This window comes from Aneurinibacillus terranovensis DSM 18919 (genome assembly GCF_000430625.1).
In the GTDB taxonomy this organism is placed as follows: domain Bacteria; phylum Bacillota; class Bacilli; order Aneurinibacillales; family Aneurinibacillaceae; genus Aneurinibacillus_B; species Aneurinibacillus_B terranovensis.
This window is the reverse complement of record NZ_AUMJ01000009.1, coordinates 122,410-142,285: the sequence shown is the minus strand read 5'-3', so window position 1 is coordinate 142,285 and position 19,876 is coordinate 122,410. Positions and strand designations below refer to the sequence as shown.

Below are 19,876 nucleotides of genomic sequence, written 5' to 3'. Positions count from 1 at the left end.
AAAGGAGTGGTATGTGTGTCAAGATTGCGGGAAGAGGCGATAAAACTACACCAGGATCACCAAGGAAAAATTAGCGTGCATTCAAAGGTGCCGGTAAGTACAGCGAAGGATTTAAGCCTTGCTTATTCGCCCGGCGTTGCAGAGCCATGCAAAGACATTTTTGAATCTCCGGAAAAAGTGTATGACTATACTTCTAAAGGAAATATGGTAGCCATTGTTTCTGATGGTTCGGCAGTGCTTGGCCTTGGTAATATCGGCCCTCAAGGCGCTCTTCCTGTTATGGAAGGCAAGGCGATTCTTTTTAAGTCTTTTGCCGGTGTTGATGCTTTCCCTATTTGCTTGAACACACAGAACCCGGAAGAAATTATTCAAACGGTTAAGTACCTGGAGCCTACATTCGGTGGAATTAACCTCGAAGATATTGCAGCCCCGAATTGTTTTGAAATCGAAGAACGGCTAAAAAAAGAACTTACCATACCGGTGTTTCATGATGACCAGCATGGCACGGCCATTGTAACGGTGGCGGGTTTGCTGAATGCTTTAAAAATTGTCGGGAAAAATATGCGGGATATTTCTGTTGTCGCAAACGGAGCAGGAGCGGCTGGAATTGCGATTTGTAAACTTTTACTTCGCATGGGTGTGAAAGATGTCATCATGTGTGACACGAAGGGCGCGATTTATGAAGGGCGCTCCCATGGAATGAATTCAACCAAAGATGCCATTGCAAAGATCACTAATCGAAATAATACAGAAGGCACACTGCCTGAGGTAGTAAAGGGAGCAGATGTTTTTATCGGGGTTTCGGCAGCAGGGGCTCTCACTGCGGAAATGATCGGGACTATGAATGAAAATCCTATTATTTTTGCTATGGCAAATCCCGATCCGGAGATTATGCCGAAAGATGCCAAAGAAGCCGGGGCCGCTGTCATTGGAACCGGACGTTCCGATTTTCCTAATCAGGTGAATAACGTTCTCGCGTTTCCTGGTATTTTTCGCGGAGCACTGGCCGTTATGGCTACTGAAATCAATGAAGAGATGAAATTGGCGGCCGTTCATGCTATTGCGGAACTCATCAGCGAAGATGAAATTTCTCCGGACTATATTATCCCTTCTCCTTTTGACCGGAGAGTAGCACCCAACGTGGCCGGTGCCGTTGCTGAAGCTGCAATAAAAACGGGTGTTGCGAGAAAAAAAATACATCCCGACACACTCCGGCAAACCGTACTTGACGGTTTGCGTGTTTAACAGGAAATTGCGATAAACGCAGCTAAGGCTAGTGGCAATGCTTGCGGCTTGGAATTAGCTGGGTTAACGGAAACGGGCAGAGGTGAGTTTTGTGGGTATACTTCCCCATCAGCGCAAGGTTTATGAAGAGATTTTGTTGGAAATAAACAGAATTATTAAGGAAGACGGGTTAAAAGCAGGGGATAAATTACCGTCCGAACGGGAACTCTCTGATCGTCTGCAGGTGGGCCGTTCCTCTGTGCGTGAAGCGCTGCGTTCGTTGGAACTGCTTGGCCTTATCACGACCCGGCGAGGGGAAGGCACGTTTATTCAACATTACCGCCAGAATCAATTAATCGATATTATCGGTGCATACGTATTAAAAGATTTCAAGACGCGAAAAGACCTCATTGAGATGCGTAAGCTGCTTGAAATCGATGCCGTGCGGTTGGCCTGCAAGCGCGCGACCGAAAAACACTTCACCGAAATGGAAAGACTGATTCAGGCAGCGGAAGAGAAGATTCGGACGGGTGAAACGGCGGATGAAGAAGATTATTTGTTTCATCGGGCCATATGCCGCTCAAGCCGCAATTCCGTGCTACACCGCATTTGGGTGCCGGTCGTTGAATACGCCAGGCCTGCCGGGGAGCGGTCCCTGCCCCCAAGCAGTGACGAGGAAATGGTGGTAAAAGAACACCGTGATATTCTTTCCGCGATTCGGGAGGGTGATGATGCAAAAGCGGTTGCCCGGATGTCCCGGCATCTGGACAGCAGTGTTTTGTAGTCCGTTCAGCATAAATTTCATATTGGTGATCCTTCACATATAGGCTTACAATATGAAATGGAAGAGATATTTTGAGAAGGATGGTGTACCGGTATGTGGACGGTCATCTATATTGCCCCAAGCGCTAAAGTTGCCGAAAAAATTCAGGACAAATTAACGACGGAAGGTTTTCTTGTAAAAATCCGTCAGGCCGGGTTATCAAAACAGTTTGAAATTCTTGTGCCGGAAGGAGAACTGGAAGAGGTTCAAGAAGTATTAAACCGTTCATTGATGCCTTAAGAGAGGTGCGATTTATTGTTAAAAGATATTTTTTATAAAAAACGTAAGTATGCGACAATTCCGGCTGGAAAGGTAACCGATGAACCGCGTCCGGAAAAAAAGGAAGTCCCGGAAGGCCTCATGATTAAATGCAGTCAGTGCGGGACGATTATTTACGCAAAAGAACTGGATAAAAATTTGAAAGTGTGCCAGGGTTGCGGGTATCACTTCCCAATGACGGCGTTTGAGCGGATCGCTATTACCCTCGATGAAGGTCATTTCTTTGAATATGATACAGATTTACTGTCGGAAAATCCTCTTAATTTCCCGGACTACGCGGAAAAATTGGATAAGGATCGGGAAAAATCCGGGCTGTCTGAGGCGGTTGTAACCGGGGAAGGAACCATTAAAGGGTATCCTGTCGTGATCGGTGTGATGGACTCACGGTTTCGCATGGGGAGCATGGGTTCCGTTGTCGGCGAAAAAATCACCAGGGCGATTGAACGGGCCGTTGAAAAAAAATACCCGTTTCTTTTATATTCTGCTTCCGGGGGGGCGCGCATGCAGGAGGGGGCGCTTAGTTTAATGCAGATGGCCAAAACAAGCGCGGCGCTTGCCAGATTGGATGCGGCCGGCGGGCTTTACATTTCCGTGATGACCAATCCTACAACCGGTGGTGTTTCTGCCAGCTTTGCCTCGCTTGGTGATTATAATTTTGCCGAGCCGGGCGCATTGATCGGATTTGCCGGGCGGCGTATTATCGAACAGACGATTCGCCAGGAATTGCCGGAGGATTTTCAGACGGCGGAATTTTTATTCAAGAAAGGGCAGCTGGATAAGGTCATCCCCCGCAAAGAATTAAGGGACCAACTAGGGCTCGTTCTGGATATGCATACCGTAAGGAGTGTGAAATAATGGCGGACTTACAATTTGAAAAACCACTCCTTGAACTCAATGCAAAAATTGAGGAACTTCGCAAATTCACCGAGGAAAAAGACATTGATTTTACAGATGAGATCGTCAAGCTGGAAGCGAAAGCCAAAGCCCTTGCGCAGGAGATATACGGCAACCTGACACCGTGGCAGCGGGTGCAGTTGGCGCGTCATTCGGAACGCCCGACAACGCTGGATTTTATTAAAGAGCTGTTTACAGATTTTATCGAGTTGCACGGAGATCGTCTGTTTGGTGAGGATTCTGCGATTGTTGGCGGGATTGCTAAATTTAACGGGCAGCCTGTGACGGTTATCGGCCATCAAAAAGGGAAAGATACAAAAGAAAATATTGCCCGTAATTTTGGCATGCCGCATCCGGAGGGATACCGCAAAGCCCTGCGTTTAATGCAGCAGGCTGACAAATTTAACCGGCCGATTGTATGCTTTATTAATACACCGGGTGCTTATCCGGGTAAGGCCGCGGAAGAACGCGGACAGAGTGAGGCGATTGCACGCAACCTGCGTGAAATGGCATCTTTTGGCGTGCCCATTATTTCCATTGTCACCGGAGAGGGCGGCAGTGGCGGTGCGCTTGCGCTGGGGGTAGGCAACCGGCTTCTCATGCTGGAAAACGCCTTTTATTCGGTTATTTCACCGGAAGGGGCTGCTGCTTTACTCTGGAAGGATGCGGCGCAGGCACAGCGTGCGGCTGAATCTATGAAAATTACTGCGCATGATTTATATCAGCTCGGTATTGTTGACGAAATCGTTGCGGAGCCAATGGGTGGGGCCCACCGCAATCTCGTGCAAACGTGCGCTTTTCTACGTGAATCGTTAACCAAAAAGTTAACGGAATTACAGACGCTCGATCGTGAGCAATTAGTAATTGACCGATACAACAAATATAAATCAATTGGCAAGTTTATAACGTTTACGGAAAATACCATAACAACCGTCTAGGAGGCTAATTATGCGAAATACAAAGATCGTTTGTACTATTGGTCCTGCAAGTGAATCCCTCGAAACGTTAAAAGCACTCATGGAAGCGGGAATGAATGTGGCCCGGCTTAATTTTTCGCATGGAACCCATGAAGAGCACAAGGCGCGTATCGCAACCATTCGCCAAGCTGCTGAAGAACTCGGTAAAAATGTAGCAATTCTTCTTGATACGAAAGGGCCGGAGATTCGCACCGGCCTATTGGAGTGTGATGTCGTTCAACTCAAAGAGGGAGACGCTATTATTTTAACAACAGAAGAAATAAAAGGAAACGAAAAACGAGTTTCCATTACATATGAAGGGCTTCCCAACGATGTTACGCCGGGAAGTACAATTTTAATTGATGACGGACTGATTGGACTGACCGTGGAAAAGGTGGAAGGAACGGACATTCACTGCCGCATTCGCAACGGTGGGCCGTTGAAAGATCGGAAAGGTGTAAATGTTCCCGGCGTGGAAATCGGGCTGCCGGGGATTACGGAAAAAGACGCAAAGGATATCGAATTCGGCATTCAGCAAGGCGTAGATTTTATCGCGGCTTCTTTTGTGCGGAAACCGGAAGACGTGTTTGAAATTCGTCAGATTCTGGAACAGCATAATGCTGACATTATGATTATTTCTAAAATCGAAAACCAGGAAGGGGTTCATAATCTGGATGAAATTCTTGCTGTTTCCGACGGTTTGATGGTGGCGCGCGGTGATTTAGGGGTAGAAATCCCGGCGGAAGAAGTCCCGCTTGTCCAAAAAGATATGATTCGTAAATGTAATCAGGCAGGCAAACCGGTCATTACAGCTACCCAGATGCTTGACTCTATGCAGCGCAACCCGCGCCCTACCCGTGCAGAAGCGAGCGATGTAGCCAATGCCATTTTTGATGGTTCGGACGCGATTATGCTTTCCGGTGAAACAGCAGCCGGTAAATATCCGGTTCAAGCCGTTTTAACGATGGACCGCATCGCTAAGACAACGGAAGCGGCTTTATCGTACCATGAAATTCTGCACAGCGAATCAACAAAAAGGCAAACAACGATTCCGGATGCATTGAGCCAGGCGGTTGCCAATGTGGCTTATGATTTAGATGCTTCAGCGATCATTACGTCCACCGAAAGCGGCCATACGGCGAGAATGGTTTCCAAATTCCGCCCGAAATCACCGATTGTTGCCGTCACGCCACACCCGCATGTTTGCCGTAAATTGGCGTTAGTATGGGGGGTTCTGCCGCTGATTGCCGAACCGGCTGAAACGACGGACGAAATGCTTGACATTGCGGTCCGTACCGCCGTTAAATCCGGCATTGTAAAACGCGGGGAACTCGTGATTATAACCGCCGGTGTCCCTGTTCGTGAAACAGGCACTACCAATATTCTTAAAGCGCACATAGTCGGCGAAGTGGTAGCGAGAGGACAGGGAATCGGACAAAAGAACGTGACAGGCCGTATCGTGGTTGTGCGTGGAGCAAAGGAAATTCCACAGGACTTAGAGCCTGGCTATATTCTTGTCGCTGCGGGCACGGACAAAGAAATGATGCCATTAATTGAGAAAGCGAGCGCACTTATTGTTGAAGAGGGAGGCCTCACTTCCCACGCAGCGGTTATTGGCTTAAATCTTTCCTTGCCGGTGATTGTCGGGGTAGAAGGGGCAACAGAAATTTTCCATGACGGGGACGAAGTAACGGTAGACGCTTCAATTGGGCATATCTATTCAGGATTTGCCCGCATATTATAAAAAATGAACAGGCAGCGGAGGCAATAATGGGAGAGGAACATTGGTTTGAAACAACCGTGCGGGTAAGGTATCAGGAGACCGACCAAATGCAGGTCGTGTATCATGCGAACTATCTGGTATGGTTCGAAGTTGGACGAACCGAATTAATACGTCAGCTTGGGTTTCCTTACCAGCGTTTTGAATCGTTAGGCTATATGCTGCCGGTGCAAGAAGCACGAGTCTATTATAAAAAACCGGCCCGCTACGACGACGAGCTTATCATTCGTTCAAAAATAGTGGCCTGTGAAGGTGTACGCCTTGTGTTCGCCTACGAAGTTGTCCGGCAGCGCGACGGTGTTTTACTTGTCACCGGCGAGACTCACCATGTATGGACCTCGCTTGAACTTAAACCGGTACGGCTGGAAAAGAAAGAGCCCGAGCTTTATGCTTTATTAAAAAAATACGAGTCATAAAGCGTTAGCGAAGTTTTTTTACGATAAAGCCAAACAAGAGGAGGGAAGGACTGTATGATCCGTATCCTTATACTTATCTTAATTGCGGTTCCGACGCTGGAAATATGGAGCCTTATTACGGCAAGCAAAGCGTTTGGATGGCTGCCGACACTTGTCCTGTGCATTTTTACCGGAGTTTTCGGGGCATGGCTCGCCAGACGGGAAGGGCTGCAGATTTTTAAACTCGCAGAGATGCAGCTAAGCAGGGGACAGCTCCCAACGGAAGCGGTTCTTGACGGTATCTGCGTTTTTGCGGGCGGTCTTCTCCTCCTTACTCCTGGCTTTTTTACGGATATCGCAGGGTTTATCTTAGTCATCCCCTACACAAGAGGGATTGCAAAAATTTTCATCAGGCGCTGGTTCAGACGAAAGCTTCATTCAGGCAGCATCAGCTTTTTTAAGCGCTGGTGAATGGAACGTATCGTTTTTTCCCTTGCCGTTAAAGAAAGTATATGTTGCTTTACAGTGTTAAAGCAACATATACTTTCCTCCATGGGTCACCTGAGAAAAACTCGCGGGAGTGTGCCGAACGTTGCTTTTTCGATGTGGAGCGTGTGGCCGCGGCTAGATATTTGTAGATGTTTGCCACAATCAACCTGGAAATTGGTAAACCACCTGGAATAAAAACCCCCGGTTATGCCAAGTAAAGGCAAAAACGGAGGTTTTTGGTGTTTGTGCGTTACTTATTCTCTACTGGTCCGCGTATATAGTTCCACAGGTCCTTGAATACGCCCGCATTGCGCAGTGCGTTAAACACGACAAGAAGTACGGGTCCGAGTATGAGGCCGAGAAACCCGAACAATTTCATCCCCGCGAATAGCGCGATAAGCGTTAATAACGGATCGAGTCCAACATTGGTCGCAACAATTTTAGGTTCCATAATTTGCCTGAAAATGATAACGATGGCGAAAAGAATGGAAAGCCCGATGACAAGAGGGAAATCTCCGGAGAATACCGCGTAGGCGATCCACGGAATAAATACCGAACCTGTACCGACGTATGGCATTAAGTCCGCAAGCCCGGTTAACAAACCGATGGATATCGCATAAGGAACCCCGATAATGAGAAGGCCGATAATAACTATCACGGACGTGATGGAGATTAGTGTCAGCTGCGCTTTAATATAGCCGAAAAGAGCTCGCTGCAGGTCGTGAACAACGTGAACTCCCCGCTGAATGTGCTCGATTGGAATCCATTCTCTCATTTTACGTTTAATCTTGTGGTAGTCTTTGCTGATAAAGAAAGAGGAAAGCACGGAGATGACCATAACGGTCGCCGCGTTCGGCACAGAGCTGAGGAAATTGCGAATCCCTGACAAAATGTTCTTCGTCAGTACGGTTCCACTCACGGCAATCCGGGACATTCCCTCTGAAAAATTTTCCTGTATCTTTAGTTTGTATGTTTCGTCAAGCGTGCTGTAAAGATTGACAAATCGGTCATAAATTCCTGTAATGACACCTTGGGAAAGAAAATTCCTAAAGTACGTTGTCAATTGGTCAATGTAGCTCGGCAGCGTGTTAATTAAGTTTCCCGTTTCAATCACAAGTTGGGTAACGAGCATCGTTACAATGGATAAAAAAATCAGTATAACGAGCGCCAGTACAATAGTCACTGCGAGCCAGCGCGGCCATCGTTTATTCCGTTCAAGCCTGTCCACCGGTTTGTTAATGAGATATGCAATAATGAAACCGATGAGAAAAGGGTAAAGTAAGGGGGTAAGAAATACGACAAGAACATATGCTGTATAAACGACGGCTGCTACGAATAAAAAGCGCAGCACTTGAAATAAACGGCGGTAAATATTGGCGTCCATAAGGCCTCCTTTCTTTATTGCATTTCAAGAAATAACTTTCTTAACTCTTTTTTTAGGTTATGATAAGTATGAAGAAAAAAGCAACATTTACTTTATGTTCATCAGTTTTTCACATTTTTTTCGATAAACATTCACAAACTATGGGAAATATTCTATAATTATTCGTGAATCCAGTCAAAGAAGATATCCTCTCTCTTTTTTTGTCCTCTGTGGGCATATTCGAGAAAGCCGGAGGATATTTTTGAATAACCCAACAGATAAATCAGAATAAAGGAGAGATAATACTATGTCTACACGCGGATTGGAAGGGATTGTTGCAACACAATCATCGGTTTGCTCTATTGTTGATGGCGTGCTTACTTATGCAGGAATTGAAATCGACGAACTGGCTGAGAAAGCTTCTTTCGAAGAAGTGGTATATTTGCTCTGGCACGGAAGGCTGCCAAAAGAAGCCGAACTCGCGCAGCTCAAAAAAGACCTCGCTGAGAATGCATCCATACCGGCAGCGATTATTGACCAGCTGAAAGCCTACCCGAAGGACAACCATCCGATGGCCGTTCTGCGGACTGCAATTTCTGCTTTAGCTCTTTATGATGCAGAAGCTCAGGATATGTCCAGGGAAGCAAATCTTCGCAAAGCTACGAAATTACAGGCGAAAATTGCAACAATTGTTGCCGCTTACCATCGCATTCGTGAAGGTAAAGAAATTCTCGCTCCTAAATCCAATTTTGACTATGCACAAAACTTCCTTTATATGTTAAATGGTACCGAGCCGGATGACATTTCCATTGAGGCTTTTAACAAAGCGCTTGTCCTGCATGCAGACCATGAATTGAATGCTTCCACTTTCGCCGCCCGTGTGACGGTAGCTACTCTCTCAGACATCTACTCGGGAATTACTTCCGCTATCGGCGCTCTCAAAGGACCGCTGCATGGTGGCGCCAACGAAGCCGTTATGTCGATGCTCGAAGAAATTGGTGAATTATCCAACGTAGAACCATACATTCGCGAAAAGCTTGATAATAAAGTTAAAATCATGGGCTTTGGCCATCGTGTCTACAAAGATGGCGACCCTCGCGCCAAACATCTTCGTGAAATGTCCAGACGTTTGACTGAAATTACGGGTCAGCCGAAATGGTTTGAAATGTCGGAGAAAATCAATGATATGGTTGTATCTGAAAAAGGATTGCTGCCAAACGTTGACTTCTATTCCGCTTCTGTCTATCACAGCCTTGGTATCCCGCGCGATTTATTTACTCCAATCTTTGCGATTAGCCGGACTTCCGGATGGACTGCTCATATTCTCGAACAGTACGAAAATAACCGCTTGATTCGCCCGCGTGCTGAATACGTTGGCCCTGTAAACGCTCACTACGTTCCGTTAAGCGAGCGCTAATTCATAAGTTAAAAGTTTAGGAGGGAGTTACCTTCGTGACTCCCTGCTAATTTATCTAACTTTGTGAAATTTTTTTCACGCTAATACATATTTGGGAGGGGTTAGGGTGTCTATTTTTGAACAGTATGAAATGCCTACGCATGGAGAGAAAATTACCGTTGACAGTACAGGTAAATTAAATGTGCCCAACAATCCAATCGTTCCTTTTATCGAAGGGGACGGAACGGGTCCGGATATTTGGAATGCTTCTGTTCGCGTGCTCGACGCCGCTGTAAAAAAAGCGTACAACGGTGAAAAAAAAATCGCCTGGTATGAAGTGTTCGCAGGAGAAAAAGCGTTTAATAAATTCGGAGAGTGGCTTCCTAAGGATACATTGACGGCTATCAGTGAATATCTTGTCGCCATCAAAGGACCGCTTACTACGCCGGTTGGTGGAGGTATTCGCTCGATTAACGTTGCTTTACGTCAAGAGTTAGATTTATATGCATGTGTACGCCCTGTTCAATATTTTGAAGGAGTACCTTCTCCTGTAAAACATCCTGAATTAACAAATATGGTTATTTTCCGTGAAAATACGGAAGATATTTATGCGGGCATTGAATGGGCGGAAGGAACGGAAGAAGTAAAGAAAGTCATCTCTTTCCTGCGAAACGAGATGGGTGTTAAGAAAATTCGTTTTCCGGAAACTTCCGGCATCGGTATTAAACCTGTTTCCAAAGAAGGAACAAGCCGCCTTGTCCGGGCTGCGATCCAGTATGCGCTGGAAAACGACCGTAAGAGCGTTACCCTCGTACATAAAGGAAACATCATGAAATTTACGGAAGGTGCGTTCAAAACGTGGGGCTATGAACTTGCCGAAAAGGAATTTGGCGATAAAGTATTTACATGGGCACAGTACGACCGGATTGCCGAAGAATCAGGCAAAGACGCTGCAAACAAGGCACAGGCGGATGCAGAAGCAAAAGGTAAAATCATCGTAAAAGATGTTATCGCTGACGCATTTCTTCAACAAATCCTAACCCGTCCCGCTGAGTATGATGTCGTGGCTACATTAAACCTCAATGGTGATTATGTTTCTGATGCACTCGCTGCACAGGTTGGCGGAATCGGGATTGCGCCTGGCGCCAATATTAACTACGTAACCGGACATGCTATTTTTGAAGCCACTCACGGTACGGCTCCCAAATACGCGGGTCTTGATAAGGTTAACCCTTCGTCCGTGATTCTTTCAGGGGAAATGATGCTTCGCCATATGGGTTGGACAGAAGCGGCCGATTTGATTATCCACTCCATTGAAAAAACGATTTCGGTTAAAGAAGTAACGTATGACTTTGCCCGTTTAATGGAAGGCGCGAAAGAACTTAAGTGCTCCGAGTTTGGGGACGCACTTATTAAAAACATGTAGGTAATTTTAGGGCAATGCATGTTCTCATGCATTTCCCTTTCCTTATTTCATATAAGCAAAACAAAAACAATTTCATTTTAGGAGGCAATTTTCATGTCATTCTTACGTAAAAAAATTGCTGTAATCGGTTCAGGTTTCACCGGTGCAACCACTGCATTTTTGCTTGCTCAAAAAGAACTGGGAGACGTTGTTCTTGTTGATATTCCGCAAATGGAAAACCCGACAAAAGGTAAGGCGCTGGATATGGCTGAAGCCGGCCCTGTTGAAGGTTTCGACAGCAAAGTGACTGGTACTTCCGATTATGCTGACATTCAGGATGCCGATCTCGTTATTGTAACAGCCGGAATTGCCCGTAAGCCTGGCATGAGCCGTGACGATCTCGTTAATACAAACGCAGGCATTATGAAGGCTGTTGGAGAACAAATTAAAAAATATGCGCCAAACAGTATCCTGATCGTCCTTTCCAATCCTGTTGACGCGATGACGTACACGCTTTATAGAACAACCGGTTTTCCAAAGCATCGTGTAATCGGCCAATCGGGCGTACTGGATACCGCCCGTTTCCGTACGTTTGTTGCCCAGGAATTAAACGTATCTGTTGAAGATGTTACCGGCTTTGTGCTTGGTGGCCATGGAGATACGATGGTTCCACTTGTCCGCTATTCTTATGCAGGCGGCATACCGCTTGAAACGTTAATTCCGAAAGATCGCCTGGAGCAAATTGTGGACCGCACACGCAAGGGCGGTGCTGAAATTGTAAACCTGCTTGGCAACGGTTCAGCATACTATGCACCAGCTGCATCGTTGGTTCAAATGGCTGAAGCGATAATCAAAGACAAAAAGCGCATCATTCCTTCTATTGCTTACCTTGAAGGGGAATATGGTTACAACGACCTCTACCTCGGAGTGCCGACATTGCTTGGCAAAGACGGAATCGAAAAAGTCTTTGAGCTTGAATTAACTGCTGAAGAAAAAGCGGCTCTTGATAAATCCGCTGATGCCGTTCGCAACGTAATGGCTGTATTATCGTAAACTTTAATTAGCAACGCCATTTGCCGATTTGCATAAAAAAAAGCATCCGGGTTTTTACCTGGGGGCTTTTTTTTTATGTTAGTCAGAAAAATTTTCCCCCCGTTTTGTTTAAATGACAGATGCTGTTTTCTATATCAAATATGGTATGATGGGCTAGGAGGGATATTCAGTGAAGAAAAGAACGAAAGCCGGGTATTTTGCATTTTTTATAGTTATGCTTTTACTGGGGGGCTGTTCGGCAAGCCAGAAAGATTTAGCTTATTATGAGAAAGATTTTGTGTCGAAAGCAAACGACGCGGTGGAGGCTTCGCAAAATGCCAATAAAGTACTTGGGGAAGTCCGTGCCGAAGCCAACAAAGGTATGAAAAGAACCGAAATTATGAATTCTATTGATCAGGGGAAAACAACACTAGAAACGATACGGGATGATATTAGTGATTCCCCGGTTCCAAAAGAGATGGAGCCCGTGAAAAAGGAACTGGTGGATGCACTCAATAAGAAAGTGGATGCATATCAGGAACTGTTTAATTTCTATGATGTGCAGGATAAGTCGCATGAGCAAAAAGCTGACCAATGGCTTACGGAATCCGATGTGATGATGAAGCAAGTGAAAACAGACATTCATAAATTTACGAAATAAGGGTGTAGCGCGTGAGAAAAATACTTGTCGTTGATGATGAACAATCCATTGTAACACTGCTCGAGTTTAATTTGCAAAAAGCCGGTTTTCAAGTGGTTAAAGCGATGGATGGGGTATCGGCCGTTAAACTGGCGGAGACGGAATCCCCGGATTTAATTGTGCTTGATATTATGCTTCCCGGACTGGATGGAATGGAAGTATGCAAAAAACTCAGAATGGAAAAAATCAACACGCCGATTTTGATGCTGACAGCAAAGGATGAAGAATTTGATAAAATTCTCGGACTTGAACTCGGTGCAGACGATTATATGACGAAACCGTTTAGTCCCCGTGAAGTGGTTGCACGCATTAAGGCCATTTTAAGGCGCAGCGGGCAGCAGGCGGAACAGGAGACGAGTGAATCGGAAGACGGGCAGCTAATTACGATTGGCAAGTTAAGAATCTATCCTGAAAAGTATGAAGTGTTGTTTAACGGAGAACGCCTGGAATTAACGCCGAAGGAATTCGAACTGCTTCACTATATGGCAAGCCATCCGGGGCGCGTAATGACAAGGGATCAACTGTTAAACGCGGTATGGAATTACGATTTTGTGGGAGACTCCAGAATCGTAGACGTTCATATCAGCCACCTGCGGGAAAAGATTGAAGAAGATACCAAGCAGCCCAAATATATCAAAACAGTTCGCGGCCTCGGCTATAAGCTGGAAAGTTAATCTTATGCATCGATTTCGTATCAAGCTCGCATCGATGTTTGTCCTTATTATCACGATTCTTCTGCTTGTGATCGGCCTGTATGTGGCCAAACTGCTGGAGAACACGTACATTACGATCCTTGAAGATCATTTAAAAAAAGAAGCGATCATTATTGCGGAAGATGTTAGATTTTATATGGCTCGGCAGCCGAATACCCTTCAGCAGCGAATGGTTGAATTTAACGACCAGATTGGGGAACGAATTACAGTCATAGGCAGAGATGGTAAGGTTCTTGCCGATTCGGAGAACAATCCAAACACACTTCCTAACCATTTAAACCGCCCTGAGATACAGGAGGCACTTCGGTCTGGTATTGGACGCTCAATTCGGTTTAGCTCCACCATGAAATACAGTATGATGTATGTGGCAGTTCCGCTGAAAGACAATGGAAAGATCATCGGGTTTGTCAGGGTAGCGGTTACATCAACGACGGTCCAGGCAACCATTAAGAAACTGTGGATAAGCTTAACGGCCATTCTGGTTATCACCCTCCTTTTATTTGCTTTTGTAAGCACCCGTATGACAAAAAGCATTACACAGCCGATAGAGGAAATCACAAGGGTGGCACGGGATATTACGCGTAACCGGTTTAAAAGTAGAATCAATACGAAAGCCAAAGGAGAGGTTGGCCAGCTGGCTAAAGCTGTCAATTATATGGCATCCAGCCTCGAACAGCAGGTTTCGGCGATACAGGAGAATGAAAAGCGGCTGAAAAGCATACTGAACAATATGTTCAGCGGGATGATGCTTGTTAGTGACAACCGCCGTATTACGATGGTAAACGTGGCCACCGAACAGATACTGGGCTATAATGAGGATGAATTAATTGGAAGGGTGCACAACGAGGTTGGAAAGAATTTTGGCTTAAGCGAGCTCATTACACGCTGTTTTGAAACAGGAGAGAAAATCAGGGATGAGCTTCATACGTATTATCCGACAGAGCGCATCATCGATGCCAACCTTTCCGCCTATAAGAATGAGGACAGGGAGATTAAAGGGGTTATCGTATTGCTTCATGATATCACAGCCATTAGAAGGTTGGAAAAAATGCGCAGTGAGTTTGTCGCGAACGTGTCACATGAGTTGAAAACGCCGATTACCTCGATCAAAGGTTTTACGGAAACACTTCTCGACGGTGCGCTGGAAGATCCGGAGATCAGCAGGTCTTTTCTTACGATTATTAACGAGGAAAGCGAGCGTTTAAATCGCCTTATTTCCGATATTCTGGATCTTTCCAAGATTGAACAGAAAAAAATGCCTCTTCAACTGGAAGAGGTGAATTTGCCAGCCTTAATAAAAGAAACGGTACGCATCGTCCGTGAAGATGCCCGTGCGAAAAATATCGCGATTTATCTTCCAGTGGAGGACAGGGTGTTTATGGAAGGCGACCGCGATCGGCTGCAGCAAGTTATTCTTAACCTTGTAAGCAACGCAGTGAATTATACGCCTGAAAACGGCGAGGTTATGCTGGATGTGCGCGAAAAGGGGAAGGAACATATTGAGGTTGTCGTGAAGGATACCGGAATTGGCATTCCGGGAAACCACCTGCCCCGTATTTTCGAACGGTTTTATCGTGTGGATAAAGCGCGTTCCCGGGAATCCGGCGGCACGGGGCTTGGGCTTGCCATCGTGAAACATCTGGTTGAATCTCACCACGGCATGATAACGGTGGACAGCAAGGAAGGGGAAGGGACAACCTTTACCCTTGTATTTCCAAAGACTCAGCCTTACCAATTTCATTAACTTTTGGACGGTTCCATTTGATAAAAAGATAGATGCCGATAAGAATGACCATCCCGCCGATGAATTGTATCTGAGTCACCTTTTCTTTTAAAATGAAATAAGCAAGAATCGACGAACCGACCGGCTCACCGAGAATACTCATGGAAATGATATTCGCGCTGAGCCATTTTATTACCCAGTTGAATACACTGTGCCCGAGCAGAGTCGGGAAAATAGCAAGAGCAAGAAAAACATACCAATTTCTCATATCGTACGGATAAAGGGAATCTCCTGTGATAAAATCATAAATCAGCAGGGTAACCACACTGATTCCATATACAACAAAAGTGTAGGGCATTAAAGACAGCCGCTGCCGTACGCTCTGCCCGAACAGCCAGTATCCTGTCACCATTCCCGCTCCGGCCAGGGCAAGAATATCCCCCCATAAGGCTGCCCCTCCTATTTTAAAGTCGCCCCATCCGATGACAGCGCTTCCTGCTAGCGCAATAACTCCTCCAAGAACGCCTAAACGGCTGACTTTTTCTTTGAAAAAAAAGTACGCACCTGCAAACGAAAATAACGGCTGCAGGGTTACGAGGACGACCGAGCTTGCGACGGATGTGTAATTAAGCGACTCAAACCAAAGGATGAAGTGAAAAGCAAGGAAAATTCCTGACAGAGCTGACAGCAACCAATCTCTGGATGAAATTTGGGAGATGTCCCTCCAATGTTTCCATACGATTACCGGCACCATGAGAAGTACCGTAAATAAAAGCCGGTACGTTGCAATGACAGCGGCAGGAGCACCGGCTAATTTTACGAGAATAGCGGAAGTGGATACGGCAATCACTCCGAAAAAAAGAGCAAGATAAGGGTTTAGAGTCGGCTCACTTTTCATGTGGGTCTCCTTTCTGGACAACTGAGAAAATTCGAATAGTTATTTGAATAATAATTTAATATTATAAGGATTTGCACTCATGCACAAGAGGCATGATGCAGTCGCTTCTTTCTTTAAAAAAGGCGCTTCTGTTTTGCCTGAGAAGTGTATGTTATGATGAATGGAGATAAAATTTGCGAGGCGATGAGGTGTCTTATGGGAAATAAGGTTATGATTATAGATGGGAATAGTATTGCGAACCGCGCATTTTATGCACTTCCGCTATTGAGCACCGAAGAAGGTCTCTATACGAATGCGGTATACGGCTTTACGACAATGCTATTGCGCTTGCTTGAGGAGGAGAAACCCACCCATGTTCTCGTAGCGTTTGACGCGGGGAAGGTGACGTTCCGCACGGAGGGCTATGCGGAATATAAAGGGAAGCGACAGAAGACGCCCGGGGAACTGTCATCGCAATTTCCATTGTTGAAAGAACTGCTTGATGCGTTTCATATAAAGCATTATGAGCTTGCCGGTTATGAGGCGGATGATATTATCGGGACGATTTCGAGGGAAGCGGAAGAGAAAGGCTTTCCTACACTTATTGTCTCCGGAGATAAAGACATGCTGCAGCTTGTATCCGACCGTACAAAAGTTGCGTTAACGCGCAAAGGAATTAGTGAAGTGGAGCTGTATTCCCCGGAAGAAATAAAGGAAAAATACGGACTCGTTCCTTCACAAATCATTGATTTGAAAGGGCTCATGGGGGATGCGTCGGATAATATTCCGGGCATTCCCGGGGTTGGGGAGAAAACAGCGTTAAAACTATTGCATGAATATAAAACAGTTGAAAATGTCATTGAACATGCAGCGGAAGTAAAAGGGAAGAAGCTGCAGGAAAAAATTATCGAACACCAGCAGGATGCGCGAATGAGCAAAGAGCTGGCCGCCATTTTGCGGGAGGCGCCTGTTGAAATATCGATCGAAGATATTGCGTATACGGCGTTTGATAAGGAAAAAGTGGCGCCCGTTTTCCAGCGGTTTTCTTTTAAATCGCTCATTGAACGGCTGGGACTCGATTCATCCGAAGCGAAAATGCACGAAAACACGCAGGAAGACGATGATTTTGAATTTGTAACGGTAACTGAAAACAATCAGCACGAGTGGGAGGATAAACTGGTTACCCCAATGGCTCTGATGGTTGAATTGGACGGTGATAATTACCATAACGCCCCTATACTCGGGATTGGGCTCTCGAATGAGGACACACATCTGTATGTGCCGTTGGAACGGCTGCTCGGCTGGCCGGCTCTGCGCGATTGGCTATCCAACAAAGATAAACACAAGTGGGTGTATGATGCCAAAAGAAGCCGGGTTTCACTCGGCTGGCACAACGTTTCGCTTGAGGGGATTTCATTTGACGTACTTATTGCCTCGTATTTACTTAATCCGTCTGAAACGAACCACGGACTCTCAGATGTCATGCAGCGCGGCGGAGGCACGCTCGCTTCCGATGAAGCCGTATACGGCAAGGGAGCCAAGCGTACGGTACCTGAAGAGCACATACTTGGCGGGCATATCGTCCGCAAAGCGGATGCGATTTACAGGTTGCACAAAAAGCTTGATGAAGAAATGAAAGAGCAAGAGTTGTCTGCACTGTTCTACGATTTGGAGCTACCGCTTACAACAGTGCTGGGCGATATGGAAAGCACAGGTATTCGGGTAAACCGCGCGACGCTTGATAAGATGGGCGAGCAGATTCAGGAAAAACTGGACAAGCTTACGAAAGAAATCTACGAGTTGGCCGGCACAGAATTTAACATCAATTCACCGAAGCAGCTTGGTGACATACTGTTTGATAAATTAAATTTACCCGCTATCAAGAAGACGAAAACAGGGTATTCAACGAGCGCCGATGTTCTGGAAAAACTGGAGTCCGCACATGAAATCATTCCTTTACTGCTTGAATTCAGACAACTGGGCAAACTGCAGTCGACTTACATTGAAGGATTAAAGAAGGTGATTTGTGAGAAAACAGGACGCATTCATACTTCATTTAATCAAGCGGTAACGGCAACCGGTCGGTTGAGCAGTACGGAGCCAAACCTGCAGAACATCCCGATACGACTGGAAGAGGGGAGAAGAATTCGGCAGGCCTTTGTGCCTTCGGAAACCGGGTGGCGGATACTGGCCGCCGACTATTCCCAGATTGAACTTCGCGTTCTCGCCCACATATCGAAAGACGATAATTTAGTCGATGCGTTCCACCATGATATGGATATTCATACGCGGACTGCGATGGATGTGTTCGGAGTAAAGGCGGAGGAAGTGACTTCTCTTATGCGCCGGCAGGCCAAGGCCGTTAACTTCGGCATCGTCTATGGGATTAGCGATTATGGTCTTTCCCAGAACTTAAATATTACCCGCAGGGAAGCAGCCGAGTTCATTGAACGGTATTTCTCTGTTTTTGGCGGTGTGAAGCGCTATATGGACAACATTGTTATCGACGCGAAAAAGTACGGGTATGTCACGACCTTGTTGAACCGCCGCCGCTACCTGCCTGATATCAATAGCCGGAACTTTAATCTGCGAAGCTTTGCGGAAAGAACAGCGATGAACACGCCGATACAGGGAACGGCCGCCGATATTATTAAGCTTGCTATGGTCAATATGGCAAAGCGGCTGGAACAGGAAAAAGTTGTCAGTCGCATGCTTCTGCAGGTGCATGATGAATTGATATTCGAAGTTCCGGAAAATGAACTGGAATTGATGCGCAAAATCGTACCTGAAGTTATGGAGAATGCGCTGGCGCTCGATGTGCCGCTTAAGGTGGATGTAAATGACGGACCAAGCTGGTATGAAGCTAAATAACAGAAAAACAGAACCATGAAATCACGAATACTATGAAATAGTGAATCAAGAAGGAGAAATTTGCGTGCCTGAGTTACCTGAGGTAGAGACCATACGAAGAACATTATCCACGCTTGTAACTGGAAAAGTCATTTCCAATGTAGAGGTGGGGTTGCCCCGCTTAATTAAAAAGCCCGATGACAAACTTGAATTTGTGGAGCGCCTAAAAGGGCAGACGATCCTTTCCATAAGCCGGCGAGGAAAGTTTCTCAAGTTTTATCTTGATGATTTCGTCCTTGTTTCGCACCTCCGTATGGAAGGCCGGTATGGGCTTTACAAAACCGGAGAACCGGTTGAAAAGCATACCCATGTTATTTTTCAATTTACTGACGGCACCGAACTGCGTTACAAGGATGTCCGTACGTTCGGAACGATGCACTTGTTTGTCAAGGGGCAGGAGGAACTGGAGCCGCCGCTTTATAAATTGGGTCCGGAACCACTGGATGAGAACTTTACTCCCGGCTTATTAAAGGAACGGCTGATTCATAGGAAAAGCAAAATCAAGCCCTTATTGTTAAATCAGGAAATTCTCGTGGGGCTCGGCAATATATATGTAGATGAAGCACTCTTTCAGGCCGGAATTCATCCTGAGAAAGGGCCGGATGAACTGACTGATAATCAGTGGAACAAACTGCATCAAGCCATTGTGGGGGTTTTAACCGAGTCGATCTCCCTTGGAGGTTCCTCGATTAAATCGTACGTGAACGGCCAGGGAAAAGAAGGGAATTTTCAGCATACCCTGAAAGCTTATGGCAGAACCGGGGAATCATGCGTGGTATGCGGGACACCAATTGAAAAATCAGTGGTAGGCGGAAGAGGCACTCATATCTGTCCAACCTGTCAGCCGCGCACCTAAAAAGAATAAGCACTCCTTTATCCTCTCTCCATATACTGTTTATTGAAGCCTGGAAGACACA

19 protein-coding genes are annotated in these 19,876 nt (G+C 46.0%); 16 read left to right on the top strand and 3 right to left on the bottom strand.

The window, feature by feature from the left end; translation table 11 throughout:
* The first annotated feature begins 15 nt into the window (after nucleotides 1–15).
* From ystJ to H525_RS0101810, 8 genes are all read left to right on the top strand, one after another.
* The gene (gene ystJ, locus H525_RS0101845) at nucleotides 16–1,245 is read left to right on the top strand and encodes an NADP-dependent malic enzyme (RefSeq protein ID WP_027414791.1); all 1,230 of its coding nucleotides are present in this window, start codon (nucleotides 16–18) and stop codon (nucleotides 1,243–1,245) included.
* 91 nt (nucleotides 1,246–1,336) lie between these two features.
* Nucleotides 1,337–2,008: a FadR/GntR family transcriptional regulator gene (locus H525_RS0101840; RefSeq protein WP_027414790.1), complete on the top strand. Its 672-nt coding sequence runs from the start codon at nucleotides 1,337–1,339 to the stop codon at nucleotides 2,006–2,008.
* A 93-nt stretch (nucleotides 2,009–2,101) separates the two neighbouring features.
* Nucleotides 2,102–2,287: a hypothetical protein gene (locus H525_RS0101835; RefSeq protein ID WP_027414789.1), complete on the top strand. Its 186-nt coding sequence runs from the start codon at nucleotides 2,102–2,104 to the stop codon at nucleotides 2,285–2,287.
* A gap of 15 nt (nucleotides 2,288–2,302) precedes the next feature.
* A complete protein-coding gene (gene accD / locus H525_RS0101830) occupies nucleotides 2,303–3,181 on the top strand; it encodes an acetyl-CoA carboxylase, carboxyltransferase subunit beta (protein WP_027414788.1) in 879 nt (292 codons plus the stop codon).
* Nucleotides 3,181–4,158 carry an acetyl-CoA carboxylase carboxyltransferase subunit alpha gene (locus tag H525_RS0101825; protein WP_027414787.1) on the top strand — a complete coding sequence of 326 codons (978 nt, stop codon included), beginning with the start codon at nucleotides 3,181–3,183 and terminating at the stop codon, nucleotides 4,156–4,158. Before accD ends, H525_RS0101825 begins: the two co-directional genes overlap by 1 nt.
* 7 nt (nucleotides 4,159–4,165) lie before the next feature.
* Nucleotides 4,166–5,920 (top strand): pyruvate kinase, encoded by a 1,755-nt coding sequence (gene pyk, locus H525_RS0101820; protein WP_027414786.1) that lies wholly within the window; start codon nucleotides 4,166–4,168, stop codon nucleotides 5,918–5,920.
* 26 nt (nucleotides 5,921–5,946) lie between these two features.
* Complete coding sequence (locus H525_RS0101815) at nucleotides 5,947–6,372, top strand: acyl-CoA thioesterase (RefSeq protein ID WP_035099612.1); 426 nt, start codon at nucleotides 5,947–5,949, stop codon at nucleotides 6,370–6,372.
* Between the two features lie 54 nt (nucleotides 6,373–6,426).
* Entirely contained in the window at nucleotides 6,427–6,822 is a 396-nt protein-coding gene (locus H525_RS0101810; protein ID WP_027414784.1) for an FxsA family protein, read from the top strand.
* A 49-nt stretch (nucleotides 6,823–6,871) separates the two neighbouring features.
* Here the strand turns inward: H525_RS0101810 and H525_RS28880 are convergent, their stop codons facing one another.
* Together H525_RS28880 and ytvI are read right to left on the bottom strand one after the other, a co-directional pair.
* Nucleotides 6,872–7,000 carry a hypothetical protein gene (locus H525_RS28880; protein ID WP_281172566.1) on the bottom strand — a complete coding sequence of 43 codons (129 nt, stop codon included), beginning with the start codon at nucleotides 6,998–7,000 and terminating at the stop codon, nucleotides 6,872–6,874.
* A gap of 90 nt (nucleotides 7,001–7,090) precedes the next feature.
* Nucleotides 7,091–8,224: a sporulation integral membrane protein YtvI gene (gene ytvI, locus H525_RS0101805; protein ID WP_027414783.1), complete on the bottom strand. Its 1,134-nt coding sequence runs from the start codon at nucleotides 8,222–8,224 to the stop codon at nucleotides 7,091–7,093.
* 286 nt (nucleotides 8,225–8,510) lie between these two features.
* On the opposite strand from ytvI, the gene citZ reads away from it, so the two are divergent.
* From citZ to pnpS, 6 genes are all read left to right on the top strand, one after another.
* Nucleotides 8,511–9,620, top strand: coding sequence for a citrate synthase (gene citZ / locus H525_RS0101800; protein ID WP_027414782.1), 1,110 nt, complete (start codon nucleotides 8,511–8,513; stop codon nucleotides 9,618–9,620).
* A 130-nt stretch (nucleotides 9,621–9,750) separates the two neighbouring features.
* Entirely contained in the window at nucleotides 9,751–11,025 is a 1,275-nt protein-coding gene (gene icd, locus H525_RS0101795) for an NADP-dependent isocitrate dehydrogenase (RefSeq protein ID WP_155837074.1), read from the top strand.
* Between the two features lie 93 nt (nucleotides 11,026–11,118).
* Nucleotides 11,119–12,057 (top strand): malate dehydrogenase, encoded by a 939-nt coding sequence (gene mdh / locus H525_RS0101790; protein WP_027414780.1) that lies wholly within the window; start codon nucleotides 11,119–11,121, stop codon nucleotides 12,055–12,057.
* Between the two features lie 169 nt (nucleotides 12,058–12,226).
* A complete protein-coding gene (locus tag H525_RS0101785) occupies nucleotides 12,227–12,697 on the top strand; it encodes a hypothetical protein (RefSeq protein WP_027414779.1) in 471 nt (156 codons plus the stop codon).
* A gap of 11 nt (nucleotides 12,698–12,708) precedes the next feature.
* Nucleotides 12,709–13,410: a response regulator transcription factor gene (locus H525_RS0101780; protein ID WP_027414778.1), complete on the top strand. Its 702-nt coding sequence runs from the start codon at nucleotides 12,709–12,711 to the stop codon at nucleotides 13,408–13,410.
* Nucleotides 13,411–13,414: 4 nt separating this feature from the next.
* A complete protein-coding gene (gene pnpS / locus H525_RS0101775; RefSeq protein WP_027414777.1) occupies nucleotides 13,415–15,193 on the top strand; it encodes a two-component system histidine kinase PnpS in 1,779 nt (592 codons plus the stop codon).
* Here the strand turns inward: pnpS and H525_RS0101770 are convergent.
* On the bottom strand, nucleotides 15,150–16,070 hold the full coding sequence (locus tag H525_RS0101770) for a DMT family transporter (protein WP_027414776.1): 921 nt from the start codon (nucleotides 16,068–16,070) through the stop codon (nucleotides 15,150–15,152). The two genes, pnpS and H525_RS0101770, sit on opposite strands and share 44 nt — an antisense overlap.
* 195 nt (nucleotides 16,071–16,265) lie before the next feature.
* On the opposite strand from H525_RS0101770, the gene polA reads away from it, so the two are divergent.
* On the top strand, nucleotides 16,266–18,920 hold the full coding sequence (gene polA, locus H525_RS0101765) for a DNA polymerase I (protein WP_027414775.1): 2,655 nt from the start codon (nucleotides 16,266–16,268) through the stop codon (nucleotides 18,918–18,920).
* A 64-nt stretch (nucleotides 18,921–18,984) separates the two neighbouring features.
* A complete protein-coding gene (gene mutM, locus H525_RS0101760; protein ID WP_027414774.1) occupies nucleotides 18,985–19,815 on the top strand; it encodes a DNA-formamidopyrimidine glycosylase in 831 nt (276 codons plus the stop codon).
* Nucleotides 19,816–19,876: the final 61 nt, after the last annotated feature.